Genomic DNA, 25,465 nt, shown 5'->3' with positions numbered 1-25,465 from the left:
CCGGGGTTATTGATATTTCGGGTTATTAGTGGCTATGTATGTGCATTCGTGAATTTTTCAATGCCTGCAGTACACTAAGAATCAACAGAAACCCCCTCCAAGCTTCTCATTAAGAACAGCTAAAATGAGAGGGGGGCTGTGCTATGTGGCGTAAACGACAAAACGGGCAGTGGATATTTGCCGCACTTACCTTTCTTTGCAGTTCACGCTGTGACTACACAGCGTGAATACAGTATTTTGTGCGGTGTTATCCATCTAGTTTAATTTCTTATATGGCTGAAACTATCGCACGCCTGATGCATTGGCGCCTGCACCTAGTCGTGTTGGTGCTCGCATGCCTGGCAGAGGTCATCGGCATCATCCAGATCGACATCGGCATCGGCACGGTGGTTCTGCTGCCGCTGCTGTACGCGTTTTTCTTCTCACTGTTGTTCAACCCGAATATTGTTTCTGGTCTGGGCAACGTCGTCGGTAAGCAGGGCGCAGGAATTGCGCCGCGGTGGATTCTCATCTGCATGATGCCGTTCATGGCGAAATTCGCCATCGGCATTGGCCCGCAAATCGGTGACATCATCGCAGCCGGGCCCGCGTTGATCCTGCAAGAACTCGGCAACGTTGCCACGCTGCTGATCGCCATGCCCGTGGCTGTGCTGCTGTTCAACATGGGGCGCGAAACCATCGGTGCAACACACTCCATCGCACGGGAACCAAACATCGCGCTGGTTGCGGATAGATACGGTCTGAAATCCTCCGAAGGCATCGGCGTGATGGGCGTCTACGTCATGGGCACCGTCTTCGGCGGCGTGTACTTCTCGCTGGTGGCCGGGCTATTCGCTTCCTGGGAGGTATTCGATATTCGCTCGCTGGCCATGGCCTGTGGCGTGGGCTCCGGCAGCATGATGGGCGCGTGCTCCACGGCCTTGGCAGAAACCGTGCCGGATGCCGCCAACGAGATCAGCGCCTTCGCGGCCACCAGCAACCTGCTCACCTACGGCACCGGGTTATTCGTCTCCGCGTTCATCGCGCTACCGCTAGCAGAACGCCTGTTCACGGTGCTGGCGAAAATGCGACGGCAGAAGGCGTCGGCAAGCAACTTCAGCGCATACACCGATGAAGAATGGGAATCCGGCCAAGAAGGCGACACCGAGCTGCCGATCCGCACAGTACTGGCTGCGCTCGTGTGGGTTTGCGTGCTCGCGCTGGTAGTGAACTGGGTAAATTCCGGGGTGAACCCGCTGGCTGCCGCACCGGGCATGGTGATCCTCTACGTCTGCTGCATTGGCGGGCTGCTGATTACGAAATACGTGCGCATCGGCGTGCCCAACGTGGCGTGGATTTCCGTGGTGGCGATCCTGGCAGCGCTGCCGTTTTTGCCATGGTCGGAAGCATTCATTGCCGCGACGGATCAGCTGAATATGCTGGCACTGCTGACCCCGGCGTTAACGTATTCCGGATTGGCGATCTCGCGCACGGAAGTCTCGATCTTCAAAAAATCCGGTGTGCAGATTGCCGTGATCGCCCTGCTGGTGTTCACCGGAACCTTCGTGGGATCCGCTGCGATTGCGAATGTGTTGTTGTAAGGAGCAAACTTCATGGATGCTAGTAGCGCGGTTACTACGATCATGGGCGACTACGCCTCGGTGGAGCAGTGGCAAACCGAGATTTACCTGGATCTGCACCGCAACCCGGAGCTGAGCATGCAGGAGGTACGCACGCGCGGGGTGATCGCCCGCGAACTGGAGACGCTGGGGTATCGCGTCGACAAGATTGGTGGCGGGCTCGTCGGCACGCTGGACAATGGGCCAGGGGCGACGGTCATGTTGCGTGCAGATTTTGATGCACTGCCGGTGCGCGAGGAAACCGGGCTGGACTATGCCTCGACGGCAACGGCGGTGAACCCAGAAGGAAAGACCGTCCCCGTCATGCACGCCTGCGGGCACGATTGCCACGTGGCATCGTTGCTGGCGATGGGGGCGCTGATGATGCGCCACCGTGAGCAGTGGTCCGGCCGGTTGCAACTGCTATTCCAGCCGGGGGAAGAGACCGGCGAGGGCTCGAAGTCGATGGTTGCCGACGGGCTCGTGGAACGCGTCGACAAGCCAGATGTGGTGCTGGGCCAGCATGTTTTCTGCGGCCCAGTGCCAGCCGGTCAGGTGGGCGTGGTGCCAGGGCCGTTCATGTCGACGGCGGTGAACGTGGACATCACGCTGCACGGGCGCGGCTCGCACGGTTCGATGCCACACCTGGGCGTCGACCCGATTGTTCTGGCAGCGCACGTGGTGCAGCGCTTGCAGACGATCGTGGCGCGTGAGCTGAGCCCGCACGAATTCGGGGTGGTCACCGTCGGCGTCGTGGAAGCTGGCACGCGCCCGAATGTCATCCCGGAAACCGCGCGGCTGAAGCTGAACGTGCGCGCCTACGACGAAGCAGTGCGCGCACGGATCCTCGCGGCGATCGAGCGGATCACTCGCGGGGAGGCCGTAGCTGCCGGTGCGCCGCGGGAGCCGGAGTTCCGCTATTACGAGTCCTTCCCGGTCACAGACAACGACAACGTGGTGGCCAGCCGGTTAACCGCGAGCTTCAGACGTGACCTCGGCGAGGCGAATGTGCACCGCATCGAACCACTGACGGCATCGGAAGATTTCTCCGTGCTTGCCGACGCCTTCGGCACACCGTACTGTTTCTGGCTACTTGGTGGGGCGCCAGAAGGCGTGAGTATTCCGAACCACAGCCCGAAATTCGCGCCGGTTCTGCAACCGACTCTAGAAACCGGAACCCGGGCATTGGTCTCGGCAGCGTGTGAGTATTTGCGCTGATCAGCGGGTTGCTCGGTGGTGGCGTCGGCAAGCGTAGACAGACTTAAAATCGTCGTGGACCCTACTCCCGCGTGAGTACGCGCAATGCGGCGTCGTTAATGAAAATGCGCTGACGGCCCCGCTTAATTTCGCTCAACACCCCAATACTAACCAGATGATTAAGCCACGTTGCAGCCGTTTGTCTTTTCACTAGTCCGCTGTCTTCCACATCCTGAATTCGTAGGTACGGGCGCACCATCGTGATTTCAGACATTTCTTTAGCCGGACTAATAACGCCCGCATCGCGGATAGCAGCCGTGATCTCATCTTGTACCTGACGTAAGTCAGCGATCATAGTGGCGGCGTCGGTGGCTGCAGCCTCCACGCCGTGGATCATAAACAAAAGCCAATCTTCCCAGGCAGATTCCGTTGTCACTCGGTTCAAGCAACGATAATATTGCGCCTTGTTTTCCACGATATAGCCGGATAAATAAAGCACAGGGAACGGAAGTAGGGCTTCTTGCAGCAGATACAGCACATTGAGGATACGCCCTGTGCGTCCGTTACCATCGGCAAACGGGTGGATGGCTTCGAACTGATAATGCAGCAGAGCCATCTTTACCAAAGAATCAACGTCATGCTCGCTATAAATATAGCGCTCCCAACGCGATAAGTGCTGTTCAATCACTTCGCGCCCTTCAGGTGGAGTGTAGATGCGCTGTTGCGTATGCGGGTTACCGATAAACGTTCCAGGGTAAGAGCGAAACGGCGCGATGTGCGGTTCATCGCTTTGCAAAGTTCCGCAGACTATTTGCGTGGTCTTGGCAGATAGTGGCCGCTGGCCGATCGATTCCAAGCCCGCATGTAAGGCAGTGTTATAGCGCAGAGCTTCTTTAGTTGCCGGGGTTGGCTCTGCGTCAACGTTCCAGGCAGCGCGGAAAAGCTCATCGTTTGTGGTTACGATGTTTTCGATCTCTGTAGACGCACGTGCTTCGCGCAACGGAATCGTGGAAGTAAGAATCTCCGGATTGGGAATAAGCTGGCAAGCGGTGCGTAGCTCAGCAAGTTTTTCTTTTGCAGCAATAATCGCTTTGAGTACCGGAACGGTTTCGACGACTTGGGCAGGGGGCAGAGGTGGAAGCTCGTTGAAAGGCCGGTTGGGGTCGAACGTGGTGCTGCTCATGTCGAAAGAATAAACATATTGGTGAGTAATGTCGATTTTCAGGCGAAAAATCGACATTAAACATGTCTAATGTCGATTGCGTAAACATATCAGGGTGCGGGGCTCCTCGTGGGCCTGACGACCACCGTGGCTGTGCCACCCGTCGACACAGCCCACAGCAGCCGATACGGTGAGAGCATGTTGTTTGATTCTCTGCCGCGCCCGAGTGAGTGCATCGCGCCGGGCGTGGCGCACCTGCCGGGGTGGTTGGGCGTCGACAAGCAAGCAAAGCTAGTGCACGAGGTCCGTGAGATCGCCCGCACGTACGCGGATACTCCGATGGCGATGCTGCGTCCGGCGCTAAAATCCGGCGGACAGATGAGCGTGTACCAGCTGCATTTAGGCAGGTACTGGCATTATCCGAGTTGCCGGTATGTCGACAAGATCTCGGGCGTCACCGTCCCGCCAGTGCCAGACAGCCTAGCTGCGTTGGCACCGGTGGCGTTGCGCGCGGCAGCAGAGGTTGCCGAAGAACTGGCCCCCCCTGGGTAGAGACCTTCGTGCCAGAGATGGTGCTGGTCAACTATTATCCGCCGGGTTCCGGGATGGGCATGCATGTCGACGAATTTGAGGAATCCCGGGCGCCGGTCATTTCGCTCTCCATTGGCGACGAAGCGTTGTTCCGCATGGGGCATACCGAATCACGCACCCAGCCCTGGGACGATGTCACACTGTGCTCCGGTGACCTGGTGGTTTTCGGCGGGCCGAAGCGTTTTGCTTATCACGGGGTGGTGCGCGTGAATGATGCCACGCTTCCCGACGGCTGCGGGCTGGCAGAAGGCCGGATCAACATCACCATCCGGCAGGTTTCTGCGGCGCCGAAGCTGCAGGGGCGCTGAGCGGGGGATTTGCTTAAGGATTTCCTAGGCGATCGTAGATGCAGGCGTGCTAAGAAGACGACAACCCCAAGCTGGAGCCGCCAGCACCACCACCTGGGGTGGCTAGCGGCCCGCGTGGTGGCAAGGGCTGGGGATTCTTGGAATTCGGATTTTCGGGCTTGGCGACGGGAGGCGCGGGCTTAGTGTTTGGCTGCTCGGGCTTGGCGACGGGGCCATTCTGGTGCGCGGCTCCCTGGTGACTGTCTGGGGCAGTTGTATCCGGGCGTTTGGCTTCGGCGTCGGAGGGCGTCTCGTTAGTGCTCGGCTGTGCTGGGGTAGCGGTGGTCTGCGCAATCCAATCGCCTAGCCCATGCAGCGAAGCAAACAGCGAGAAACGCCCACCACCTTGGGGAGCTTTAAACGAGGTCACCCCGGCGACCTCACCGTTGACAAAAAGCGGCCCGCCGGAATCGCCGCGCCCGGCTGTGGCCTCGTCCAAATACTGCACGAGGAATGCATCATGCTGGCTTTCCTGCGGCCGAACCCCGGAAGAAGTTTTACCAACAGCAGCGCGGGCATACTGCAAGGTCTTGCCGGTGCCAGCACCCCAGCCGTACACGCGTCCCTGCTCACCAAAGCTCACCGGTGTGTGGCGAACCTCGCGGATCAGATGCTGTGGCAACGCATCGGTGACATGCACCAACGCCACATCGCCGTGCGGCGCCCACACTGCGTAATCCGAGGTGAACCGATTTTCTTCCCGGTGTTGCTGCTCGCGGGTGGTGCCAACGTAGACCGATCGCTGCAAATTGGGAACCTCGACGCAATGCTGGGCGGTCAGCACCCACTGAGGAGCAACCACGGTGCCAGTGCAGCTGGCCACTTGAACCACGCCTTCGGCAGCGGTGTCGGTGGTGGCAACATCGGTTCCGTTCGTCAGCCCGGTGGCTGTTGCTGTTCCGAAGACACTGAGAAAACTTGCTGCAGCAAGGACGGCTATTTTCCGCATACCTTTATCTTAGTACTAGCAATCAATATGTTCTATAAGCGAATAATATACATAGTTGTTAGAATTCAGCTATCGCAAGCTGCTCAATTTTTTGACGAATTACGTCTCTGTGGGGGTGGGATGAATCCAAGCCGAAAAAGCGCGAATTTTCTGGGCGAAAATCCGCCGTTTTCTAAAAGCCGAGTAAATAAACAAGGAAGTCTTTGGCGTGATGGTCAAGACTTTGAAGTCAAAGTGATTAATGAATACATCGCATTTAATGCAGTGTATGTTGAAGAATTACTCTCGATTACAGAGCAAATTACGTCTGGATTCATGATGAACATCAGTCCTGCAGGTGATGCCGTGACTCCAGACTCGGGTTCGTACTTATTATCTGCACGAGTAAAGACTAAAGACACCTTGCTTGAAAAACTGCAGAGGTTGCAGACCACGCCGTTAATGAACATTCAAGATGTAGCTGGCATTAGGTTTGATTGCGATCTGTCGCTGACTGAGCAAACAGAGGTTGCAGAAGTTTTTAAGCGCGGATTCGAAAATAGTGGTGCGAAACGTGTAGATATCAGGGACTGTCGGGACGAACCCCACTCGGGATATCGCGCCATTCACCTCCATATCCGAGGTAATGCTGGTAGAAGCGAGATGCAGATCCGGACGGCTTGGCAATCTAAATGGGCGAACTATTACGAAGAAGCTGCTGATATTTTCGGAAGAGAAATTCGTTACCTGCACGAAGGAGCAACGATGCCTCCGAAGGCACAAGGCGTTGTGATGCAGCTACTTGAAGCGTCGACGGAAATTGCTGAGTTTGAACAACGCACAGACAGCGATTCGCACTACAGTCGTGACCATGTTCGTAATTTCCGCAGACAAATCGATGATAAACTTTCACGTATCCAAGCTGAATTGCGGCAGCAGCGAATCTAAGACTGAAATGGAAGGCTAATGTTATGGCGTCATATCTAATTCAGTACCACCGTCGTTCAGGGGAACTAGACATCCATGAATTTGACTCGCTGCCAGAGGCAACATTGAGGCGCCTCGAATTGGATGAGACCAATGATGACCCTGATCTCGAAGTTGTTGCCGTTGCCAGTGAGAGCGAAGAACATCTGCGGCAATCCCACTCTCGGTATTTTTCGAAGACGTAATCCAACCGCAGCAGTGAACCCTTCAATCTCATTAGATGCTCTGGGATAATTCATTGTGAAAATGTTTCTTACATCCCGACGCTGTGCTACTTCGCTGTTAACTGCCGCCGGAGCCCTGGCAGTTGTGGCTGGGACTCCTAGCCTTGTGGAACAGCACGGCGGCACTGCGCACTCCATGGCAGCAGAAGCCTCATTGCAAGCCCCACTTAACGCGAACACCACGCACCTGGCACTCCCATTCGAGATCCCACAGTTGCAGCTGCCTGCCCCGAAACTTTCCAGCGAGCACGGCGCGAGGCCAGAGTACAGCCCGCTGAGCTCGATCGGCGCGAACCCACAACACCACGCGGGCGCCCCGGTGCCGCAGCCTTTCGATGTCAGCTACCTCACCGGTTACGTCTCCGATGTGTCTTCTTACCGGTACGGCATCTATTACGAGGTAGTGCGGGAATTTAAAGACCTGCGCAGTAACCACCCGGAGGTGATGCAGAAAAACCTGGACATCGTCGCCGATTACAACAATAATGCGCAGCCACCGCGCGTCGACAAGGCCATTCGCGATGCCCTGGCGGATAAAGATGGCGTGCTTTTTACCGCAGCTGAGGCTCTTGGCGACGAATTCGGCCGGCATTTTCTGGCTGCGTTACACGAAAAGCGGCTGCCGAAAACCGAGTTCCTACTGGGCAACGGCTATGCGGCTCGCGCGGGTGGAATCGCTAGCTGGGGTCGCGCGGAAAAGCTGCTGTTCAATAACGACCGCCCATTCGTGCAAGCCCCGGAGCGCATTCAGCGCCATGAGTCGCCGGAACGTGAGCTGTACGACGGCTCGAGCAAATCTTTCCCGTCTGGGCACACTAACCAGGCGACGTGGATTACTACGCTGCTGGCCATGATGCTGCCGGAGGTGGGTACGCAATTGCTGGCGCGTGGTTCTGAGGCTGGGGAATCGCGACTGGTGATGGGCGTGCACTTCCCTCTGGATGTCATCGGCGGGCGCATGACCGGGCAGGCGGCTGCGGCGGATCGGTGGAATGATCCGAAAATGCGCGATGCGCTGCTGCAGGCGCGTGCAGAGATCGTCGCAGAGATGGAATGGCGTGCGGGCAAGCCTTTTGCCGAGATGATTGCCGAAGACTCGCATGCGCTCAGCGACCAGCAAGCAGAAGCTGATTACACACGACGCATGACCTACGGTTTCACATCAATTTTCGCGACCGATGAACCGGTGAACGTCCCCACAGCGGCACCAGCGTTACTGGAAACCCGCTTCCCGGAACTCAGCTACGAGCAGCGTGCTGAAGTACTGCGCCACACCGCCTTGCCGTCCGGCTACCCACTGGATGATCGTGACCCAGCCAAAGGAGACTGGCAGCGAATTAATCTAGCCCGCGCCTGGAATGCACAGGTAAGCATCGGCGCGGGCGGGGAAGTAGTGGTGAAATAAGTTAGTCGTCGAAGATGAGGTGGGTGTTCCAATTTCGGCGCCACCATTGTTTAAGCTTTGTACCAATACTGGTGTCGGCTGGAGTGCTTGTGCCCCGTTGGAGTTCATCGGTAGCTTCTGGAGGCACCGGCGCACCGGCGAGCTCGTAAACATAGCGAGGGAGAATTTCGCCAGTGAACTTCGTGCCTTCTACTGCGACTTCAGCAATCGTTTGGCGTACCCGAGGATTGGTTTCTTGGGGCATCGCTACCTCCTGTATCGTCCTGCTTCCGATTATCGTCGTTCAATGTTTCTAAGGCAAGACCAGCAATTAGTGCTTTTTCGGTTTTTGTAATGAGCGAGCTTTGGTATAAGGCTTTTGTATTTTGCCAGGCGGCGCTACGAACTCGTTCATTGTCATTAGCGATATTTTCGATTGACCAAGTATAACGTTTCCACCATTCCGAACGATTATCGCTGTTCGTTCGCTGTTGGATGGTGACAACTAGCCCTATAAGGCCTGCTAATGCAACAACTAACTGTGCTGCTTGCAGAACTATTTCTGCCGTATCCATAAAAATCCCCCGATTGTCCTCACAAGCTATAGCTCACAATAAAGCATAGCGCAGAGAAAAACGGGGGAAAGAGTTAACCAGGAAGAGCTATTTCTCCAAGCCCTTGCCAGATGGCGAGACGAGGATCTTCACGGCGGTTTCGTTGCGGTGAATGAGTGTGTCGAAACCTTCGTCGATCAGTTCGTCCAAACCAATGCGCGCGGTGACAAACGGCGTGAGGTCCACGCGTCCATCTTCGACCAATTTGATCGCAGCCGGGTGGTTGTTGACATAACCAATGGTGCCGCGCACGTCCAGCTCTTTCAGCACAATCTTGTTTAGGTCCAGCTCAGCAGGCTTGCCCCAAATCGATACGATCTGCAAAACCCCGCGTGGGCGCAGCGCATCCATGAGCGTGTCGAAAACCACCGGAACAGAGGTGCATTCGAAAGCCACATCGGCGCCGACACCGTTGGTAAGCTCCTTGATCTTGGCGACGACGTCGACTTCTTCTGGGTTCAGCGCATGATCAGCAACCCCGGTTTCCAGGGCCTTCTCGCGGCGCGCTTTGGACAGCTCGGAGACGACGACGGTCACGCCAAACGCCTTCAACACAGCCGCGGTGAGCAAACCGATTGGGCCCGCACCACCGATGAGTGCAACTTGGCCCGCGGAATCCTCGCCCACGCCAGCGCGTTCCACGGCGTGGTAACCCACGGTCAGTGGTTCAATGAGCGCGGCGTGATCGAGGGAAACTTTATCGCTGATCTTGTGGATCCACCGACGCTTGACGACGACATTTTCCGCCAGCCCGCCGCCGCGGCCACCCAGCCCGATGAAGTTCATGTTTTCCGACAGGTGGTAGGTCTTGGATTCTGGGCCGGTATTAACGTCTTCACTGATGATGTAGGGCTCGACAACGACATGATCGCCCACGGCCAGGTCATCGATATCATCGGCTACTTCGGAGACCACGCCACAGAATTCGTGGCCCATCGTCACTGGTGGTTCTTCGCCACTGATGGGGTGTGGGTTGCCGTGTGAAGGGCAGAAGATCGGGCCGTCGAGGTATTCATGCAGGTCAGTGCCACAGATCCCACACCAGGCAACATCAACGCGGGCGGTACCTGGTTGTAATTCTTGTTGCTCGATGTCTTCGATACGGATGTCGTTGCGATCATAAAAACGTGCAGCTTTCATGGTGCCTCCTCAGGTCACGGCGTGTGTATAGACAGCCTGCGGCGGTAGCGTGGCCAGGCTGCAAATCGGATGAATGTCGAAGAATGATGTGCTATAAAATTCCGGAACCTTATGGTCCCCATCATATAAGCAGTGGCGTGTGACTGGCGTATGTTTTTTATCACGAAGACTGCGCCGCAAAGACCAGAGACATTGCTTGCCAGCGTTGCATTATGAGTACCCCACAGAAATCGTCGCCAGGTTGCGCAGCGAAGTCGAAGATGGCTCGCTGGAATCGTTTTGCTTAGAACTGGGGATTGACCTGCTGGTTTTATTCGGAAGCGCATGTACTGATGCGCACAGTGCGGGGGATGCGGATCTTGCTTATTCAGTTGATTTTTCTCGCACCAAAGAAGACAGGCCGAATCTTCTCGACGTAGCCACGGCGTTTTATGTCCGATACGGGGTTGATGCTGGGGACACCATGGACTTCATGAATTCAGCATATTGCTACGACGACTTTGGATATCGTGGATTCACATAGTCGGCGCGGTTTTGAAACGCTAATCCGTGCTGGAAAATAATGCTAACCACCCGCGAGCAGCCGTTTTTCTTGCGTCTTCGGGCGCCAGTACGCGGCTTCCACTGCGGTGAGTTCTTTGAAATGCGACGAGGTCAGCTCATCCATGGCTTGCAAATAGCCGGGGATGTCTTTGCGGGGCAGGCGCAAACCCATGGTCAGGTGGGGCGTCCACAATGGGCCGTGGCCATCGGGGTTGGCTGCGCTGATTGTGCTGGCGGCAATTTCTAATTCCCGGGTGGTCTGCAACAACCACGCCACGGTCTGTTTGCTCTTAGTACCGAAGATGACGTTTCCTACCCGGCGAAACTGCGCTGGGATCACCGCGGGCAATAACTCGGCTGCCAACTCGACGACGCTGGGATCCATCGCCGCGGAAAACGTCACCGTAATATGTGGGCGCTGGTTTTGCACCGGAAAGCCCCGGGCAGCCAAGCCAGCGAAAATCTCGCGGATGCGCTGCTCTTGCTTTTCCGGCAAATAGAGCAGGATATTGTCCGGGGAATTTTTACTCACACCAACCACCACTCATAACACCCAGTAATAGCAGTGTTGGCGAGCAAAGTCAGCCAAGCGCGGGCGTCCTCCTACTAGTAGTACTAGCGCTATTGCATGACTCGGGTTTCCCGGATGCCTTTCTGCAGCCGCTGGTGGTAGCTATCCATCGCGCGACGCAGCCACAATCCCAGCACCAAAGCCGGGATGGCGAATAACAGCAGCATGCCCAGGTCGCGGAAAATATCCCCTTGGTACACACCAGCGATTGCGCTGCGGAACGCATCAATGGCATAGGTGGCAGGCAGCCACGGACTCACAGACTGGAACCAATGAGGCAGCAGCGGTAGCGGATAAGCACCGCCGGAGCCGGAAACCTGCACGATCAATAGCAGCACAGCGAGTGCCTTACCGGCACTATCGAAGGCGATCACCAGTGCATGCACGATCAACATGAATACCGATGAGGCAAGCACAGCACTCAACCAGAGTAAGAATGGGTGCTCTGGTTGAATCTGCACGAAGAAGATCAAACCGCCCACGGCGAAGGTTGCCTGGGCAATACCGATCGCCAAGAACGTAGCCACCCGGCCCAGATAAATCTGGTTGCGCGTGAACTCGCCGTCGTCGCTGAGGTATTTGTGTTCAGCGTTGCTGCGCATCAAAACGCACGTCAACAACGCACCCACCCACAGTGCGAGTGCCAGGTAGAACGGCGTCATACCTACACCAAACGACGCCACTGCGAACACTGGTTTGCGTTCCACAGCCACTGGCGCGGAAATCCGGGAGGCAAGCAATTCTGGATCCGAGCCGATGATGTCAGCTAATTTGCTCAGGTCGCCACCTTCGCGCACCTCTGCAAATTGGCGTTCCAGATCAGCAAAACGACGTGCTTGCTCATAGAGAGTATCGGCCAACCGGTCGGCGCCATCCCGGGCGCGCAACAAACTGGACTCCGGACCACCCGAGGTGCTCGATAGCGTATTGCGCACATCGGCGATTTCCGCGCGCACCGCGGCGATATCATTAACGACGGTGTTTACGCTCCCGCGCAGCGTATTCAACTGGGGCTGCAAATTCTCGCGGTAGGCAGTGCGTGCATTATCGACAGCCTGGCGGGCTGCCGCAATCGCTTCCTGGGTTTGTTGCCGGGATTGCCGTGCATTACCGGTGCCCGATTCGACGCGATCGGCGGTCGTCGTCAAAGAATCATGCAGGGCATTCGACTGGGCGATAGACGCATCCAATTGCGCGCGAACTTGCTGGTAGCCAGCAGAAACCGGGCCTGGTAGCGGCAAGTTGTCGATTTCCCGTTCGAGTGCATCGCGTACGCCTTGGAACGCTGCTGTTTGCTGCGCTACCCGTTCTGCCGCCGTGCGGTAAGTTTGCGCCGTTTGCGCCGTGGCAGCCTGCGCATTATTCAATAACTCGTCGAATTGATCCGATAATGCCGCATAAGCTTGCGAGGTCGCGCCCAAGGAATTTTCTAGCGCGCCGGTGGAATCATTTAGGGTTGCCGAAAGCGCATCAATGGGGGAAGAGCCATCGGCCCCAGCCCCAGCTCCGGCGCCAGAGCTAGCGCCAGCATCAGTACGCGAGGCAGTGTGGCTCCCGGCAGCACGCAAAATATTATCAGCGGCCTGCGCCAGCGGGATTGCGGAATCGACAAGGTTTGCCAAACTACGCACCGTGGCGGCAGAAGAATTCAACCGTGTACCGATGTTTTCAACACGGTTGGCGACATTATCCAAAGCCGCCTGGGTTTCTTCCTCCTCTAGATAATTATCCAACGATTCGACAACACCCAGCCCAATGGTGGTGACCACGCGGGTGAAAGATTCGTCGATACGCTCAATCACACCGCTGGCACTGCGCTCGGTGATGGTCGTTGACAAGGCGTTTTTCTTCTCGTTGGTATACAGATCCAACTTTGCCGGCTCGGTGCCTTCGATATAGAAGGTCAGCAATTCCCGGCTGAAGTTTTCTGGCAACACGATGCCGGCGTAGTATTCGCCGGACTTGGTGCCCTCTAAAGCATCGTCGGCATTGGTCAGAACCCAATCGACCTGCTCATTTCGGGAAAGCTGGGACAGCACTTCGTCGCCAAGATTCAACCGCAACGAAGCCAGATCGGACTCGTGGCCCTCATCCTTGCTAGCCACGGCGATTTTCAAGCGGTCGGTATTGCTGAAGGGATCCCAGCTAGCCAAAATATTGAAGCCAGTAAACAGCAACGGGATGATGACCAAACCGAAAACAATCACACCCGTCATGACATTGCCGCGGATTGCACGCAGATCATTGCGGAGAATACTCAGGATGTTGTTCATGACTTCTCACCTTGCTTGGCCAGTTGTTCTTGCAGCTCGTCATCGCTGAGATCCGCCAAGCTGTTATCGCGTGCGACGGACTGTTTAATGTATTCCAACGCGCAAATAATGACTACCGCGATCATCACCACTAGGCACGCCAAACCGAAAAAGACAGCTTTCTCATCCGGGTTGAAGCGGGAAACGATGCCTAAGATCAGCACGAGCAACGCACCCACACCAATGGTGATACCCATCCATTGCGAATAATTGCGGCGCGCGGAACGCCACTTGGAATCCAAACTCTCTTGGTAGCCTTCACGGTCCCGCAAAGCAGCGACGACGTCGGTGATGCGGTACGGGCTGCCGGTCAAATGCACCTTCTCGTTGATTACCAGGCCACCTTTTTCCAGCTGGTCGTTGACCAAAATATTGACATGTGAAAGGCCGCGGCGTGCCAACATGCCCACCAGGAAGGCCACCGCTGCCATCGCGATGATTGTGGCCAGGTTGCTCCAGTAATGGTTGCCATAGAACCCGCCGACGGTTTCTCGCATCGCACCAATGCCGTAAGTAAACGGCAGGAAAGGGTGTATCGCGCGGAAGAAATCGGGGGTCATCTCAATGGGATAGAGCCCAGAAGCTCCGGGGATTTGCACAAAAGCGTAGACCACCGCGATGATGCGTCCGATGTGGCCGAAGGCAGAGACCAAGCCGTAAATAATCGCTAAGTAACACAGGCTCAAGATAGTGGCGGTGAGGACATAACCGATTGCGGAGACGTGCTCGACGCCAATGACCAGGTTGCCGATGGACACGATCAGCGCTTGCATAATGCCAAATACACCCATGAGCAGGTAGCGCGCCTGATACGCACGCTGCACGGTGAGGCCTTCCCGCCCGCGGGAATCGACCTCTGTGCGGAAAATGATCATCAACATGAATGCGCCGATCCACAGCGTCAGGTTGATAAACAGCGAGGACATGCCAGAACCGTAGTGCGAAACCGGGAAGACCGCGTGCGATTCCATCTCTGCCGGGGAGGCCAAAAATGACGAAATCTCGTCGGCATTCAGTGCATTGACCGAGCGCAAAGCAGGATTATCTTGGGCAAGATTGGCCAGTGCCAGGATGTCCGTGCGTGCAGTGTTGAGCCCATTTTCGATGCCGTCGAGATCTTCCCGGAAATTACCGATGACGTCTTTCGCGCGCCCCAGCTGCGTGTCGACGCCGTCGAGCAAACCATCGGTCTCGCCGAGCAAACTCTTCTGTGCACCCAGGGTGGCGGACAGATTCGCGGCGGTAGCAGATACCCGCGAGATGGCCGAATTCAGCTGTGGCACGGTGTTGTTGATGGAATCACGCAGTCCCACGGAATCTGCACGCACTGCGTCCGTGGCGCGGTCGAGTGCAGCGGCAGTGTCGTTCAAAGAATTCAACGTATTTTGTGCGCTATCGTGCAATACGGAAAGCTCACCGAGCACGGCGCGGTTTTGCGAATTGCGGGCGTGCAGATCATCCACGGTTTGCTGGATCTGTCCGGAAATTTGCGGCGGTAGGGCCGGCAGTCGCGCTAACCCGCCTAAACGGTCGATGGCTTGTTCTGCTTGGTCGACGATGCCGCTGGCACCATCGGTGGCCGCCCCCACGCGGTTGAGTGCGCCGGTCAACTGGCCAGATACGGAGTTCACGCTCGCGTGTGCGGAAGCAGCGCCGTCGGCAAGCGCGGTGGTGCCCTGCACATAAGCAGCGGTGGCCTCATCGGCAAATGTGGTCAGCTGGCGCTGAACCTCATTGGTGATGGACTCCACCTGGCCCAGGGCAATTTGGGCGTCGTCGATGGTGCGCTCTACCGCAACCAGTGCTTCGCGGGCCTCGGCGATGGCTGGGCGGGAATTATCCAGGCTGGATTGCACCGCAGCGAGCCTGTTGCGAGATTGCGCCACCGTCTCTGCAGTGCGGATAAAAGAATCCGAAGCCCGACTGGCAGTGTCGCCGATGCGGAAATCCAGGTCGTGGCCCGACTTCCGCAATTCCGCGGCCACCGATTGTGCTACCTGCTCGTTAAACGCAGCGCTGATCGTTGAATCAATGGTGGAAGCGCCCTGATCCGTGATTTTCGGGGCAATCGCGTTGAGCTTCTCGTTCACCGCATATTCCAGCGTCGGCTGGGAATATGTGCCCTGGAACAAGCTGACGAAGTCCTGCGAGAAGGTTTTTGGCACCGTGATAGAAGCGAAAACATCACCCGTGTGCACCGCGTGGTTGGCCTCGTCGCGGTTAATAAACTGCCAGCCCAGGCGGTCGTTGTCTTTGAGCTGCTTTACTAACTCCGCGCCGACGTCAAGATCGCCCGTGAGATCCGAACTAGCGCCCTCGTCCTCGTTAACCACAGCAACTTTGATATTGCCGGTGTTTTCATACGGATCCCAAAACGCCGCGATATTAACCCAGGAATATAAAGCTGGGGTGATCATCAATCCGACCAGAATCACCCACACTTTCCGGGTGCGCCACAACCGGGCTAAGTCCTCGCGAAAGACCTTCCAACTAATACTCACCCGTAGAACGCTAGCACCGCTTTTAGGCACTTGCACAGCTCAGAGCCTAATTTTCGGCCTTTTTCGGATAAGTGATAGCACTTTGGCGAATCTGTTTTAGAACCGATGGTTTTTCTCGAGATGCTTAACGACGCCGCGCCTCGGATGGTTGCTTAACGACGCCATGTGGCGGATGCTTACTTGACGACGCAAACCGTGGCTTATCGACGCCGCCTGCCACGGAATTTCGCGAGTTGATTCGCGCTATCCCCGCCGTAGCGATCCTGTAAACCACGCGAACGCGTGGCTGCCGCGGGCCGCGCAGAACCCGCTGGGGCACTGGCGCCTGCCGGGGAATTCGCCTGCGCGGCAGTCTCGTCGGCATCTGGTTGTTCGTTGGCGTCTGCGATCTGAGACTGCCCGTCTGTCGCGTGTTCCGCGCGCTCCCGACGTCGCTCGCGCAGCTCGGCATACACAAAATATGCCAGGCCAGCAGGGGCCATAATGCCGAAAGCGATCCACTGGAAGCCATACGATAAGTGCGAACCACGATCCAGCTTCGGCACCGGAATTGGTTCCAGTGCTTCTGGTTGCTCAGCCGCGGTTACGTTCACGATGGCGTCGGCAAGCTCCAGGCCGGTCAGCTCTTCGACCTGTTCCGGGCTGACCGAGCGCACCTGGGTATAGCCAGCGTCGTCAATCGGCGGGGCCTCGTGGGGTGCTTCCCCGAAACGCAGCATGGCCTCGGTAGTGATGTGCGTTCCAGAAGGCGGGGTGATTTCTGGAACAGAACCGTCACGATTAGCCACCGCAAAACCGCGGTTAACCAATACTGTCTGGCCCGAATCCAATTGGAAAGGCACCAACGATTGAAACACCTGCGAGCCCTCCAACGGGCGCAAGCGCAGCAACATCTCGTGTTCTGGCAGGTAGTGGCCGCGCAGGATGACACGGTGCCATTCCTCGTCGATGGTAATTCCGCCGGAGGCGTCGACAAGCTCTGCAAACGGCACCGGATCCTGCTCATAGGCTTGCTGAATGCGCTCGTTGCGGTCGACGATCTCATCATCCTTGTTCAGCTGCCAGGGTGCGAGCACCGTGAAAGCCAGGATGGAAAAAGCGATGAGCGACAGTGCCAGGATAATCCAACTGGGCTTGGCAAAGACTTTCCACCAGGAGGTTGGTGCGCCGTTGTTGGCGGTGCGGTTGGTTTGTGGCACGTCGGTATTGCGCGGCTGATTCGGTTGATCTGGAGCTTCTGGTAGTCCAGATTGTTCAGGCTGCTGGGGTCGGGCACTCACACCGACCATGATAGACCTGCACGCCGGTTACTAGCGCAGCTGGTAGCAGCACAGCCCGGTTGCTAGCGCAGCTGGTCTTGGATGTACTCGAGCAGCCCAGGCAAGCTGGCTTCGATCTCTTTGCGCACGCGCGTGAAGCCGTCGCTGCCCCCGTAATAAGGGTCAGCGACGGAGGGTTCTTCTTCTGCTGTTGGATCGAAACTGCGCATCAGGGCCACGCGGTTTTCGTCGACACCGCGGGCGATGAGCTGGGAGCGGTGGCCGGTATCCATGGCAATGAATAAGTCCGTATCACCAGCCTGTGGGCCAAACTGTTGCGCTATGTGTTCGGTACCGTCCAGGCCGATCTCGTGTAACTCTGCCACGGTGCGCTCATCCGCACCTTCCCCGACGTGCCAGCTGTCTACACCACAGGAAGCGACTTTGACGAGCTCGCCCAAACCCGCCTCCTGAATGGCCTGGCGTGCCATGACTTCTGCCATTGGCGAGCGACAGATATTTCCGGTGCATACAAAATTAATGGAATAGGTAGCAGTCATGCTGCTGTATTTTATCGTCTCGGATTTTATCGTCTCAGGTGCCTGCTGCGTGCCATAATTGTAGGAGCGTATGACGGAGTTAAAGGAGCAGCACATGAGCACCGAGACCACGGTAGGCGAAATTTGCCAGATTATGGACCGCGCCTATCCACCGCATTTGGCGGAAAGCTGGGATAGCGTCGGGCTTATTTGTGGGCGTCGTGAAGCCCCGGTGCGCCAGGTGGCTTTTGCTCTGGACTGCACCGACGAGGTGGCAGATGCGGCGGTAGCGGCCGGTGTGGACATGTTGATCGTGCATCACCCGTTGCTGCTGCGCGGGGTGGATAGCGTGGCTGCGGATACCCCGAAGGGGCGGATTTTGCACTCGCTGATTGAGGCGGGCATCGCGTTGTTTGCTGCGCACACTAATGCGGATTCCGCGCGTCCCGGTGTTAACGATAAGCTGGCGGAGCTCGTTGGCATCACCCCAGGGCGCCCGTTGGCACCGAAGCCAGGGCCGGGGCGGCACTTGTGGGGCGTACACGTGCCAGCGGCACACGCCGAGCCGCTGAAGCAGGCCTTGTTTGCCGCGGGAGCGGGGCGGATTGGTAATTATTCCGAGTGCGTCTACGAGATCGCAGGCACCGGGCAGTTCAAACCAGAACCAGGTGCGGATCCCACAGACGGTGAGGTCGGGCATACTTACCGTGACGATGAGCTGCGCATTCAGTTCGTCGCCAAGCCAGGCGATAAGCAGGTGCTTCTCAACGCCTTGTACGCCCACCATCCGTATGAAGAACCCGCCTTTGATATCACCGAGCTTGCTGACGCCACCCCGCTGGAAAGTGCCTATGGCTTGGGACGGATAGGTAAGTTGCCAGAACCAATGAGCTTGCGGGAATTTAGCCAGCAAGTCGCTGATGTTTTACCTGCCACATCTTGGGGAGTGCGTGCGGCAGGAGACCCGAACAAACAAGTACAGACGGTGGCGGTGGCCTCAGGAGCCGGCGATGGTTTTATCGCGACGGCTGCGAAACTGGGCGCTGATGTGTTTGTTACCTCAGATTTGCGGCATCACCCCGTCGATGAGCACCTGCGCACCAGCGATATGGCAATTATTGATACCGCGCATTGGGCCTCGGAATTTCCGTGGACTGCGCAAGCTGAAGAAATTGTGCGCCGGGAAGCTGGTGTTAAGACCACAATTTTGCAGGTGCGTACTGATCCTTGGACGGTGTCTGTGCATAAGGGCTAAAAGCATAAGAGCATGAGAGCATAACGAGCTCAGCGGGCGCCGTGGACGCAGTGGACGGTACCAGCACAGCGGGTGCGGCGAGCGCAGCGAATGCAACAGTCGATAAATGCTAAGAAACGCGATTAAAGAAAATACGGAAATTAACGGAGACTCACGATGATGAAGCTAGCCCCGAAACAGCAACAACAGTTACTGGAACTGGCAAACCTGGAACGCGCGCAAGCCAGCGCTGGTGCGCAGGCTGGGTCTGGTGACGCAGCTACGCGCAAGTCTGTCACGCCAGAACGCGCCGAAGCCGATAAAGCAGCAAGCAAGCTCAAACGCGCGCGGGATGCCGCCGCGGCCGCGCAAATGGCAGTGGACGATATGGAAGCTGAGATCTTGCGCATCCAACAAGACGAACGCAAGCTGAAGCGTCGCAATATCGACAACAAAAAGCAGCTAGCCACCGAGCAAGACCCGGAAATCCGGAAAGACCTAGAACACGACAAGTACACCACAAAATCCCGCATCGCGGATTTGATGAGTGAACTGCAAGAAGCCCACAACGAGATCCACGCGTTACGGCAAAACCGTGACGTGCACGGAGCAAAGGTAGACCAAGCCAAAAACGAGCTGGAAGCTGCTGAGCGCGCCGCCGATGCTGCGGATGCTGTCAAGACTGAAGAACCGGACCCGCTAGAAAACATCACGAAACTACGCGCAGAACTGCAAGAACAAGCCCCTGAAGCGTTGGCGGCCTATGACGAAGTCCGGGGCGAAAATGGTGTGGGCGTAGCCCGCTTTACCGGACGTGGTTGCGGCGGCTGCTACATCCAGCTGCCACCAGCAGACCAGTCCGCGGTACGTGGAGCCAAGCCAGATGTCGTTCCGGAATGCCCAGATTGTGGCACCTTCCTGGTACGCGGCCAGGCAGAATAAGTTGCAGGCAAAATAAGGAGTAGGCAGCGATGAAGCTGATCATTTATGCAGACGGTGGCTCGCGCGGCAATCCCGGCATCGCCGGTTCTGGCACCGTGGTCTACGCCGCTGATGGCACCACCGTGCTGCGTGAGATCGTCTATGTCGTCGGCAAGAAAGCCAGCAACAACGTTGCCGAATATCACGGCTTGTTGCGCGGGCTGGAAGCAGCTGTGGAGCTGGGGGCGGATGACGTCGATTTTTATATGGACTCCCGGCTGGTCGTCGAGCAGATGAATGGCCGGTGGAAGATCAAGCACCCGGATATGAAACAGCTCGGGTTGCAAGCGCAAAAACTCATGCAACAGTTAGGCGCGGTGCATCTTAGTTGGGTGCGGCGTAGCGACAATAAGGTTGCCGATGCCTTGTCTAACGAGGCCATGGATGCTGCAGCTAAAGGACACGCGCCGGGCGTGGTGGAGCGGGGTGATGCTGCTGGTGCTGCTCCCAAACCTGCTGCGGACTCTCAAAGTGGAGATCCGACAGAAGTTCCGGGTGAAAGCCCTGTTTCCTCTGACGATGACACAACAAGTACGGGCTCACACGGCTCGTGGACTGGCGCGACCTGCCAGCCGACCACGTTGATTCTGGTTCGGCATGGCCAAACAACCTACTCCGCTGAGCACCGGTATTGCGGGCACAGTGATATTGCACTGACCGAGGTCGGCGAGCAGCAAGCCGAAGACTCTGCTGCTGCGGTTGCTGAGCGTGGAGTGATTGACCTGGTGGTTTCATCTCCACTGCAGCGGTGTCAGGTGACAGCGAAAAAGATCGCGGAAAAAACCGGTGCCGAGTTAGAAACGCACGATGCGTTGATCGAAGCAAACTTTGGCGAATGGGAAGGGCTGACCTTCCAACAGGCCCAGGATGACGATGCGGAGCTGCACGATGCCTGGGTGACAGATGCGTCGTTAGCACCACCAGCAGGGGAGTCACTCGCGCAGGTGCATCGCCGCGTACGAGAATTCCGGAAACAACTCGTCGCCAAGCACCCTGGTAAAACCATTGCGGTGGTCAGCCACGTGAATCCGATTAAATCGTTGACCCGCCAGGCGTTGAATGCTGGGCCTGCGACGTTTAGTCACCTGTTTTTGGATCTTGCCAGCATTGGCGTCGTCAAGTTTTATGATGAGAACTCGCCCGTGGCATCTGCGGTACTCAGCGTGAACGAAACTGCGCATTTGCGGCGCTAATTTTTTGTGCAGGTGGTCCCTGGAAGGCTGTCAAGCAGCGGCGGTAATTTTTCGGCTGCTGCATCGAGCATGCGCTGAGCGGTCTCGTAGGAACCGTCGGCGGCTTCTGCCGTGAGTGCGAGACCGATGACGCCATTGTCAGCAGCATTCTTCCCAGCCAACAAACCTAGCTGCCGGACTTCATAGGCCCCTGAGGGGGTTGGTCCCCAGCCTCCCTTGAACTCGATAGCTAAGCGTCCTAGGCCATAGGCCTGCGCGGGAACGACAGCGCCCATCATGGAGCGGACAGTTTCCGATCCTGCGATACACGGTAGGTACGCGGCAAATTGCGCTTGCTGCACAGGTGTCCATGCGGTTTGTCCGAAGGCGGAAAATTCTGGTCGGGGAGGCACCACAGGGACGTCCACATGCACGCCAGATTGTGCAATGACCGCAGAGACTGCCTGGGCTGCTTGCTCAGGGGTGCCGAGTGACTGCCACAAACGCGTTGCCGCTGCGTTATCGGAGACTGTGATGGCAGCGGCGGCGTCAGGCTCTAAGCTTGGATCGCGATTAAGCGCAGCGATGGCTAACGGCACTTTGCTGCTGGACCAGGCAGGACGTGCAGTGTTGTCGCCAGCGGAAACAGGTCCGTCGGCAGTATAAGCCGCGATGTCGAGGCTCCCACCAAATTGAGCGGTGATCTCAGCAACAGCGATAGTCAATACATCGTGGATCCCGTGATCTGTTTCCGGCGCGCTTGATTGGATCGTGCTTTCGGTGGTGTGGCTGGGCGCAGGGGCGGAATCCTGGGGGCTGCAGCCAGCGAGAATCATCGGGATGGCGACGATGCCGGCGAGGTAGGGGACTGAGTGTGAGCCGAAAAGATTCTGTGAGCCGGAAAGATTCATAGTCGTTAGATTTCGTTGCGGTTGAATTATTTTCAGCTTAGTGCTTGGAGCAAACGAAATCCTGCTTGGTTGACGGCGACGCATGGGGGAAGAATTGAAAACAATATCCGATAAGTGATTCACTTCACATTTAAAGATTTTGTTTCTATACTGAGAATGGCAAGCATGATGCTCACTAACCAGAGGAGAAGCAATGACTGCACCAACTAGAGCAACACAGCCCACCCATACACCGAAAGAGTTCACAGCAGCAGTCGTAGAGAAATTCGGCCCTAACGTCACAGTTCGCGAATCCGCCCTACCAGAGCCCGGCGAGCACCAAGCACTCGTGAAACTCGAAGCCTCCGGCATCTGCCACACCGACCTGCACGCCGCAGAAGGCGATTGGCCAGTGAAACCAACACCACCGTTTATTCCAGGACACGAAGGCGTAGGGCGTGTCGTCAAGCTGGGGTCGGGCGAACAATTCGTCAAAGAAGGCGACCTCGTTGGCAACGCTTGGCTCTGGTCCGCATGCGGCGAATGTGAATCCTGTTTAACCGGATGGGAAACCCTCTGTGTGAATGCAGAATATGGCGGCTATACCGTCGATGGCAGCTTCGGCGAATACATGCTCGTCGACACGCGATACTGCGCGCGCATCCCGGATGGTAGTGACCCGGTAGAAGTCGCGCCGATTCTCTGCGCGGGTGTGACCGTATACAAAGGTCTGAAAATGACTGAAACCAAGCCTGGCCAGTTCGTCGTGATCTCCGGAGTCGGCGGTCTGGGGCACCTAGCCGTGCAATACGCCGACGCGATGGGCATGCGTGTAATTGCCGTGGATATTTCTGATTCTAAACTGGAACTCGCGACACGTCACGGGGCAGAATTCACCGTCAACGCCCGCGAAGTGGACCCTGTGCAGGCGGTGCAGGATTACACCGCAGGTGGCAGCCATGGGGTACTGGTTACCGCTGTGCACCCTGATGCATTCGGGCAAGCGATCGAGATGGCCAAACGTGGCGGAACCATCGTCTTCAATGGTCTACCGCCAGGGGAATTTCCAGCATCCATTTTCGATATTGTGCTAAAAGGATTGACGATCCGCGGCTCACTCGTCGGCACTCGCCAGGACCTTGCCGAAGCGATCGACTTCTATGCTCGTGGCAAGGTGAAACCAGATGTCAGTGAATGCAGCATCCATGATGTCAATGATGTGTTCAAGCAGCTGCACGACGGCAGCATCGACGGGCGAAAAGTCATCCGCTACGACTAAAACGTTGAAACAACGTGTGCCAAGCGTCGGGCAAGCCCAAGTTGCAGCCAAACACTGCACATTTGCACAGGTGCGCGACTATCGACGAAGATGGAGCGAGTGAATGAGCTGGCCGGGCGATCGCGGCTGACAAACTACGCCGACAACCGTGCGGCGTAAGTGAAAGTCGAGGAAAGTCCGGACTCCACAGAGCGCGATGGTTGCTAACAGCAACCCAGGGCAACCTGCGGGCAAGTGCAACAGAAAGTAGACCGCCACCGGGTGTCTCGCGATTCGTCGCGGTGTGTCCGGCGGTGAGGGTGAAAGGGTGCGGTAAGAGCGCACCAGCATGCCAGGTGACTGGCGTGGCTAGGTAAACCCCATTGGGAGCAAGGCATCACGGCGCGCCACGGTGCGTGCCTGCTCGAATGCTTGAGGGCTGCTCGCCCGATATTCGAAGGTAGCTGCTTGAGGTCACCAGCAATGGTCGGCCCAGATGGATGATCGCCCACGCACCACCACGGTGCGGGACAGAATCCGGCTTATAGGCTGGCTCATTCACTCACTATTTTTGCGACTTCGCCCGGCAACAAGCGCGTGACCACCAAGCCATCAGCGCTGAGATCATGCGCGAAGTTGTCGGCTTTTTTCTTGTCGACGTAGGCGATCACGGCTTTGGAGGTTCCCGCAGCAGCCGCCCGCGCGGCGATTGCGCCACGAACCTGACACAACTGCGCCAGTTCCATGGCAGCATCGAGCGTGTAATCATCTTGTAAAGCCTGCTGTGAGCTGTGCAGCAATGGCCAAATATCCCGGGAACGCTGCGACCGAAGCGCGTGTGCAAACTGTTGAGCACGCTCAGTTTCCGCTTCGTGGAAATCCAACCAGGTGCGCGACTCATGTAGCTCCGGGACACCGTCGGTGCCATGTACCTTGTGCACCGCGGACAACCATTGCGTAACGCGCGCCGGGGCGTCGGGAAGCAGCCGCAGCGACTGTGCACCAAATGCATGCTGGGCGGACTCCACAAACCGGTGGCGGGAACGGATTTCGTCGGACTGGTCGGGCGACTCGGCATCCTGTGGGACTGTCACCGCAAAGGCTGCTAATTCTCGCGTCACCGGGTGCACTGCTTTGGTGAGTGAACCATCGGCATAATCCAGCACAGAGATTTGTGCAGCAGCTCCACGCAGGGCCGTGGAATACCGTGCACGTAAGGTGGCGGTGCTGGAAAACACCTCGCCGGCCTGCCCGCAGATTTCCGCCAACCGCGCTCGCAGCGGGGCTTCGTCAATATCAGCTGTTTCTGCTTGCAATGCCAGCGCTAAAGCGGAATCAATAGCAGCGTATTCACCTAAGCCCGAATCTGGGGTGATTTCAGACAACACCGTGATATTCATGCCGTTGGTTTCGCGAGAAAGTAGTTGGCGCTGCACCATCATCCAGACGATCCCGCCTAAGCGCTCGGCCAATCCGCCGCGCGGCAGTGGTGGGGTAGTTGGCTTACCGGATTCATCAATGCCCGGTTGTTGTTGGGAATACAGTTCGGCGACCTTATCCATGGTTGTGGACGCCTGCGTGGTGGAGCCGTCGGTAAGCCAGCAGCGGCGAAAGTTCACCACGAATTGCTGGTCCTCGCGGGCAGATACCGCAACTGCGGCGCGCTGCGCGGCCAGACTCATGAGTACGACGCCGCCTGCGTGATCGACGTGTTCTCCGATCAGTGACCAGGTGGCGGGGGCGTCGGCTTGCCAGGTTGGGGCACAACCATGGAGTTCTGTGTGCCATGCGGCTGCAGAAACGGCCAGTGAAACGTCAGGTGAACCGTTCGTCTGGGGCGCATGTGGCATGGGGGAAGAAAACTCCTTGGAAATCGGGAATAGCGAACCGAAAATCGAAAATACCGATCGAGAATATGGATATGGGCACATCCGTTTTCGGCAATCTCGGGCGATTTTACCTGTTTAGCTGTGTCGGTGGGTAGTCAGATTTATACTGAATAGGCATGGTTCTGGCTTTTGTCTACGCAGCAA

General features: G+C 57.0%; 22 protein-coding genes, 1 other RNA gene and 1 pseudogene. 12 read left to right on the top strand and 12 right to left on the bottom strand.

Annotation, left to right across the window (positions count from 1 at the left end; genetic code table 11):
- Positions 1-272: 272 nt before the first annotated feature.
- On the top strand, positions 273-1,580 hold the full coding sequence (locus tag O146_RS0110360; RefSeq protein ID WP_023019169.1) for a DUF3100 domain-containing protein: 1,308 nt from the start codon (positions 273-275) through the stop codon (positions 1,578-1,580).
- A 12-nt stretch (positions 1,581-1,592) separates the two neighbouring features.
- Positions 1,593-2,816, top strand: coding sequence for an amidohydrolase (locus O146_RS0110355; RefSeq protein WP_027018421.1), 1,224 nt, complete (start codon positions 1,593-1,595; stop codon positions 2,814-2,816).
- A gap of 61 nt (positions 2,817-2,877) precedes the next feature.
- On the opposite strand, the gene O146_RS0110350 is transcribed toward O146_RS0110355, so the two are convergent.
- Positions 2,878-4,035, bottom strand: a complete 1,158-nt coding sequence (locus tag O146_RS0110350) for a Fic family protein (protein ID WP_027018420.1) — start codon at positions 4,033-4,035, stop codon at positions 2,878-2,880.
- A gap of 120 nt (positions 4,036-4,155) precedes the next feature.
- Here O146_RS0110350 and O146_RS11980 point away from each other — a divergent pair.
- Positions 4,156-4,856: pseudogene (locus tag O146_RS11980) on the top strand (alpha-ketoglutarate-dependent dioxygenase AlkB family protein).
- 49 nt (positions 4,857-4,905) lie between these two features.
- Here O146_RS11980 and O146_RS0110340 read toward each other — a convergent pair.
- A complete protein-coding gene (locus tag O146_RS0110340; RefSeq protein WP_027018419.1) occupies positions 4,906-5,844 on the bottom strand; it encodes a S1 family peptidase in 939 nt (312 codons plus the stop codon).
- A 120-nt stretch (positions 5,845-5,964) separates the two neighbouring features.
- Between O146_RS0110340 and O146_RS0110335 the strand changes: the two genes are divergently transcribed.
- From O146_RS0110335 to O146_RS0110325, 3 genes are all read left to right on the top strand, one after another.
- Positions 5,965-6,771, top strand: coding sequence for a GTP pyrophosphokinase (locus O146_RS0110335; RefSeq protein ID WP_244266849.1), 807 nt, complete (start codon positions 5,965-5,967; stop codon positions 6,769-6,771).
- Between the two features lie 23 nt (positions 6,772-6,794).
- Positions 6,795-6,995 (top strand): hypothetical protein, encoded by a 201-nt coding sequence (locus tag O146_RS12515; protein ID WP_023019175.1) that lies wholly within the window; start codon positions 6,795-6,797, stop codon positions 6,993-6,995.
- A gap of 61 nt (positions 6,996-7,056) precedes the next feature.
- Positions 7,057-8,439, top strand: a complete 1,383-nt coding sequence (locus tag O146_RS0110325) for an acid phosphatase (RefSeq protein WP_244266850.1) — start codon at positions 7,057-7,059, stop codon at positions 8,437-8,439.
- A 1-nt stretch (position 8,440) separates the two neighbouring features.
- On the opposite strand, the gene O146_RS0110320 is transcribed toward O146_RS0110325, so the two are convergent.
- The 3 genes from O146_RS0110320 to O146_RS0110315 all read right to left on the bottom strand — a co-directional run bounded on the left by O146_RS0110320 (position 8,441) and on the right by O146_RS0110315 (position 10,172).
- Positions 8,441-8,683: a hypothetical protein gene (locus O146_RS0110320; protein ID WP_021353773.1), complete on the bottom strand. Its 243-nt coding sequence runs from the start codon at positions 8,681-8,683 to the stop codon at positions 8,441-8,443.
- On the bottom strand, positions 8,640-8,993 hold the full coding sequence (locus tag O146_RS12700) for a hypothetical protein (RefSeq protein ID WP_126856434.1): 354 nt from the start codon (positions 8,991-8,993) through the stop codon (positions 8,640-8,642). Before O146_RS12700 ends, O146_RS0110320 begins: the two co-directional genes overlap by 44 nt.
- 87 nt (positions 8,994-9,080) lie before the next feature.
- Positions 9,081-10,172, bottom strand: coding sequence for a 2,3-butanediol dehydrogenase (locus O146_RS0110315; protein ID WP_027018416.1), 1,092 nt, complete (start codon positions 10,170-10,172; stop codon positions 9,081-9,083).
- 139 nt (positions 10,173-10,311) lie between these two features.
- Between O146_RS0110315 and O146_RS13070 the strand changes: the two genes are divergently transcribed.
- On the top strand, positions 10,312-10,695 hold the full coding sequence (locus O146_RS13070; RefSeq protein ID WP_242721663.1) for a hypothetical protein: 384 nt from the start codon (positions 10,312-10,314) through the stop codon (positions 10,693-10,695).
- A gap of 42 nt (positions 10,696-10,737) precedes the next feature.
- On the opposite strand, the gene O146_RS0110305 is transcribed toward O146_RS13070, so the two are convergent.
- The 5 genes from O146_RS0110305 to O146_RS0110285 all read right to left on the bottom strand — a co-directional run bounded on the left by O146_RS0110305 (position 10,738) and on the right by O146_RS0110285 (position 17,918).
- The gene (locus O146_RS0110305; RefSeq protein WP_027018415.1) at positions 10,738-11,247 is read right to left on the bottom strand and encodes a 2'-5' RNA ligase family protein; all 510 of its coding nucleotides are present in this window, start codon (positions 11,245-11,247) and stop codon (positions 10,738-10,740) included.
- Positions 11,248-11,336: 89 nt separating this feature from the next.
- Positions 11,337-13,559 carry a YhgE/Pip domain-containing protein gene (locus tag O146_RS0110300; RefSeq protein ID WP_027018414.1) on the bottom strand — a complete coding sequence of 741 codons (2,223 nt, stop codon included), beginning with the start codon at positions 13,557-13,559 and terminating at the stop codon, positions 11,337-11,339.
- Complete coding sequence (locus tag O146_RS11970) at positions 13,556-16,099, bottom strand: YhgE/Pip domain-containing protein (RefSeq protein ID WP_035000822.1); 2,544 nt, start codon at positions 16,097-16,099, stop codon at positions 13,556-13,558. The genes O146_RS0110300 and O146_RS11970 overlap by 4 nt, the downstream gene beginning before the upstream one ends.
- Positions 16,100-16,299: 200 nt before the next feature.
- Positions 16,300-17,379 (bottom strand): SURF1 family cytochrome oxidase biogenesis protein, encoded by a 1,080-nt coding sequence (locus O146_RS11965; protein ID WP_244266848.1) that lies wholly within the window; start codon positions 17,377-17,379, stop codon positions 16,300-16,302.
- A gap of 62 nt (positions 17,380-17,441) precedes the next feature.
- Positions 17,442-17,918: a low molecular weight protein-tyrosine-phosphatase gene (locus tag O146_RS0110285; RefSeq protein WP_027018413.1), complete on the bottom strand. Its 477-nt coding sequence runs from the start codon at positions 17,916-17,918 to the stop codon at positions 17,442-17,444.
- Positions 17,919-18,012: 94 nt separating this feature from the next.
- Between O146_RS0110285 and O146_RS0110280 the strand changes: the two genes are divergently transcribed.
- From O146_RS0110280 to O146_RS0110270, 3 genes are all read left to right on the top strand, one after another.
- Positions 18,013-19,152, top strand: coding sequence for a Nif3-like dinuclear metal center hexameric protein (locus O146_RS0110280; RefSeq protein WP_027018412.1), 1,140 nt, complete (start codon positions 18,013-18,015; stop codon positions 19,150-19,152).
- Between the two features lie 159 nt (positions 19,153-19,311).
- Positions 19,312-20,073, top strand: a complete 762-nt coding sequence (locus O146_RS0110275) for a zinc ribbon domain-containing protein (RefSeq protein ID WP_024272897.1) — start codon at positions 19,312-19,314, stop codon at positions 20,071-20,073.
- 29 nt (positions 20,074-20,102) lie between these two features.
- The gene (locus O146_RS0110270; RefSeq protein WP_027018411.1) at positions 20,103-21,305 is read left to right on the top strand and encodes a bifunctional RNase H/acid phosphatase; all 1,203 of its coding nucleotides are present in this window, start codon (positions 20,103-20,105) and stop codon (positions 21,303-21,305) included.
- On the opposite strand, the gene O146_RS11960 is transcribed toward O146_RS0110270, so the two are convergent.
- The gene (locus tag O146_RS11960) at positions 21,302-22,195 is read right to left on the bottom strand and encodes a hypothetical protein (RefSeq protein ID WP_021353785.1); all 894 of its coding nucleotides are present in this window, start codon (positions 22,193-22,195) and stop codon (positions 21,302-21,304) included. The genes O146_RS0110270 and O146_RS11960 overlap by 4 nt on opposite strands.
- A gap of 193 nt (positions 22,196-22,388) precedes the next feature.
- Between O146_RS11960 and adhP the strand changes: the two genes are divergently transcribed.
- Complete coding sequence (adhP, locus tag O146_RS0110260; protein ID WP_027018410.1) at positions 22,389-23,453, top strand: alcohol dehydrogenase AdhP; 1,065 nt, start codon at positions 22,389-22,391, stop codon at positions 23,451-23,453.
- Between the two features lie 104 nt (positions 23,454-23,557).
- Positions 23,558-23,993: RNase P RNA component class A (rnpB, locus tag O146_RS12270), an RNA gene on the top strand.
- Here rnpB and O146_RS0110255 read toward each other — a convergent pair.
- Positions 23,987-25,282, bottom strand: coding sequence for a galactokinase family protein (locus tag O146_RS0110255; RefSeq protein ID WP_027018409.1), 1,296 nt, complete (start codon positions 25,280-25,282; stop codon positions 23,987-23,989). The genes rnpB and O146_RS0110255 overlap by 7 nt on opposite strands.
- Positions 25,283-25,465 lie beyond the last annotated feature (183 nt).

This window comes from Corynebacterium pseudodiphtheriticum DSM 44287, from assembly GCF_000688415.1.
Lineage (GTDB): Bacteria > Actinomycetota > Actinomycetes > Mycobacteriales > Mycobacteriaceae > Corynebacterium > Corynebacterium pseudodiphtheriticum.
The sequence above is the reverse complement of the archived record's forward strand: the minus strand, read 5'-3'. Positions and strand labels throughout refer to the sequence as shown.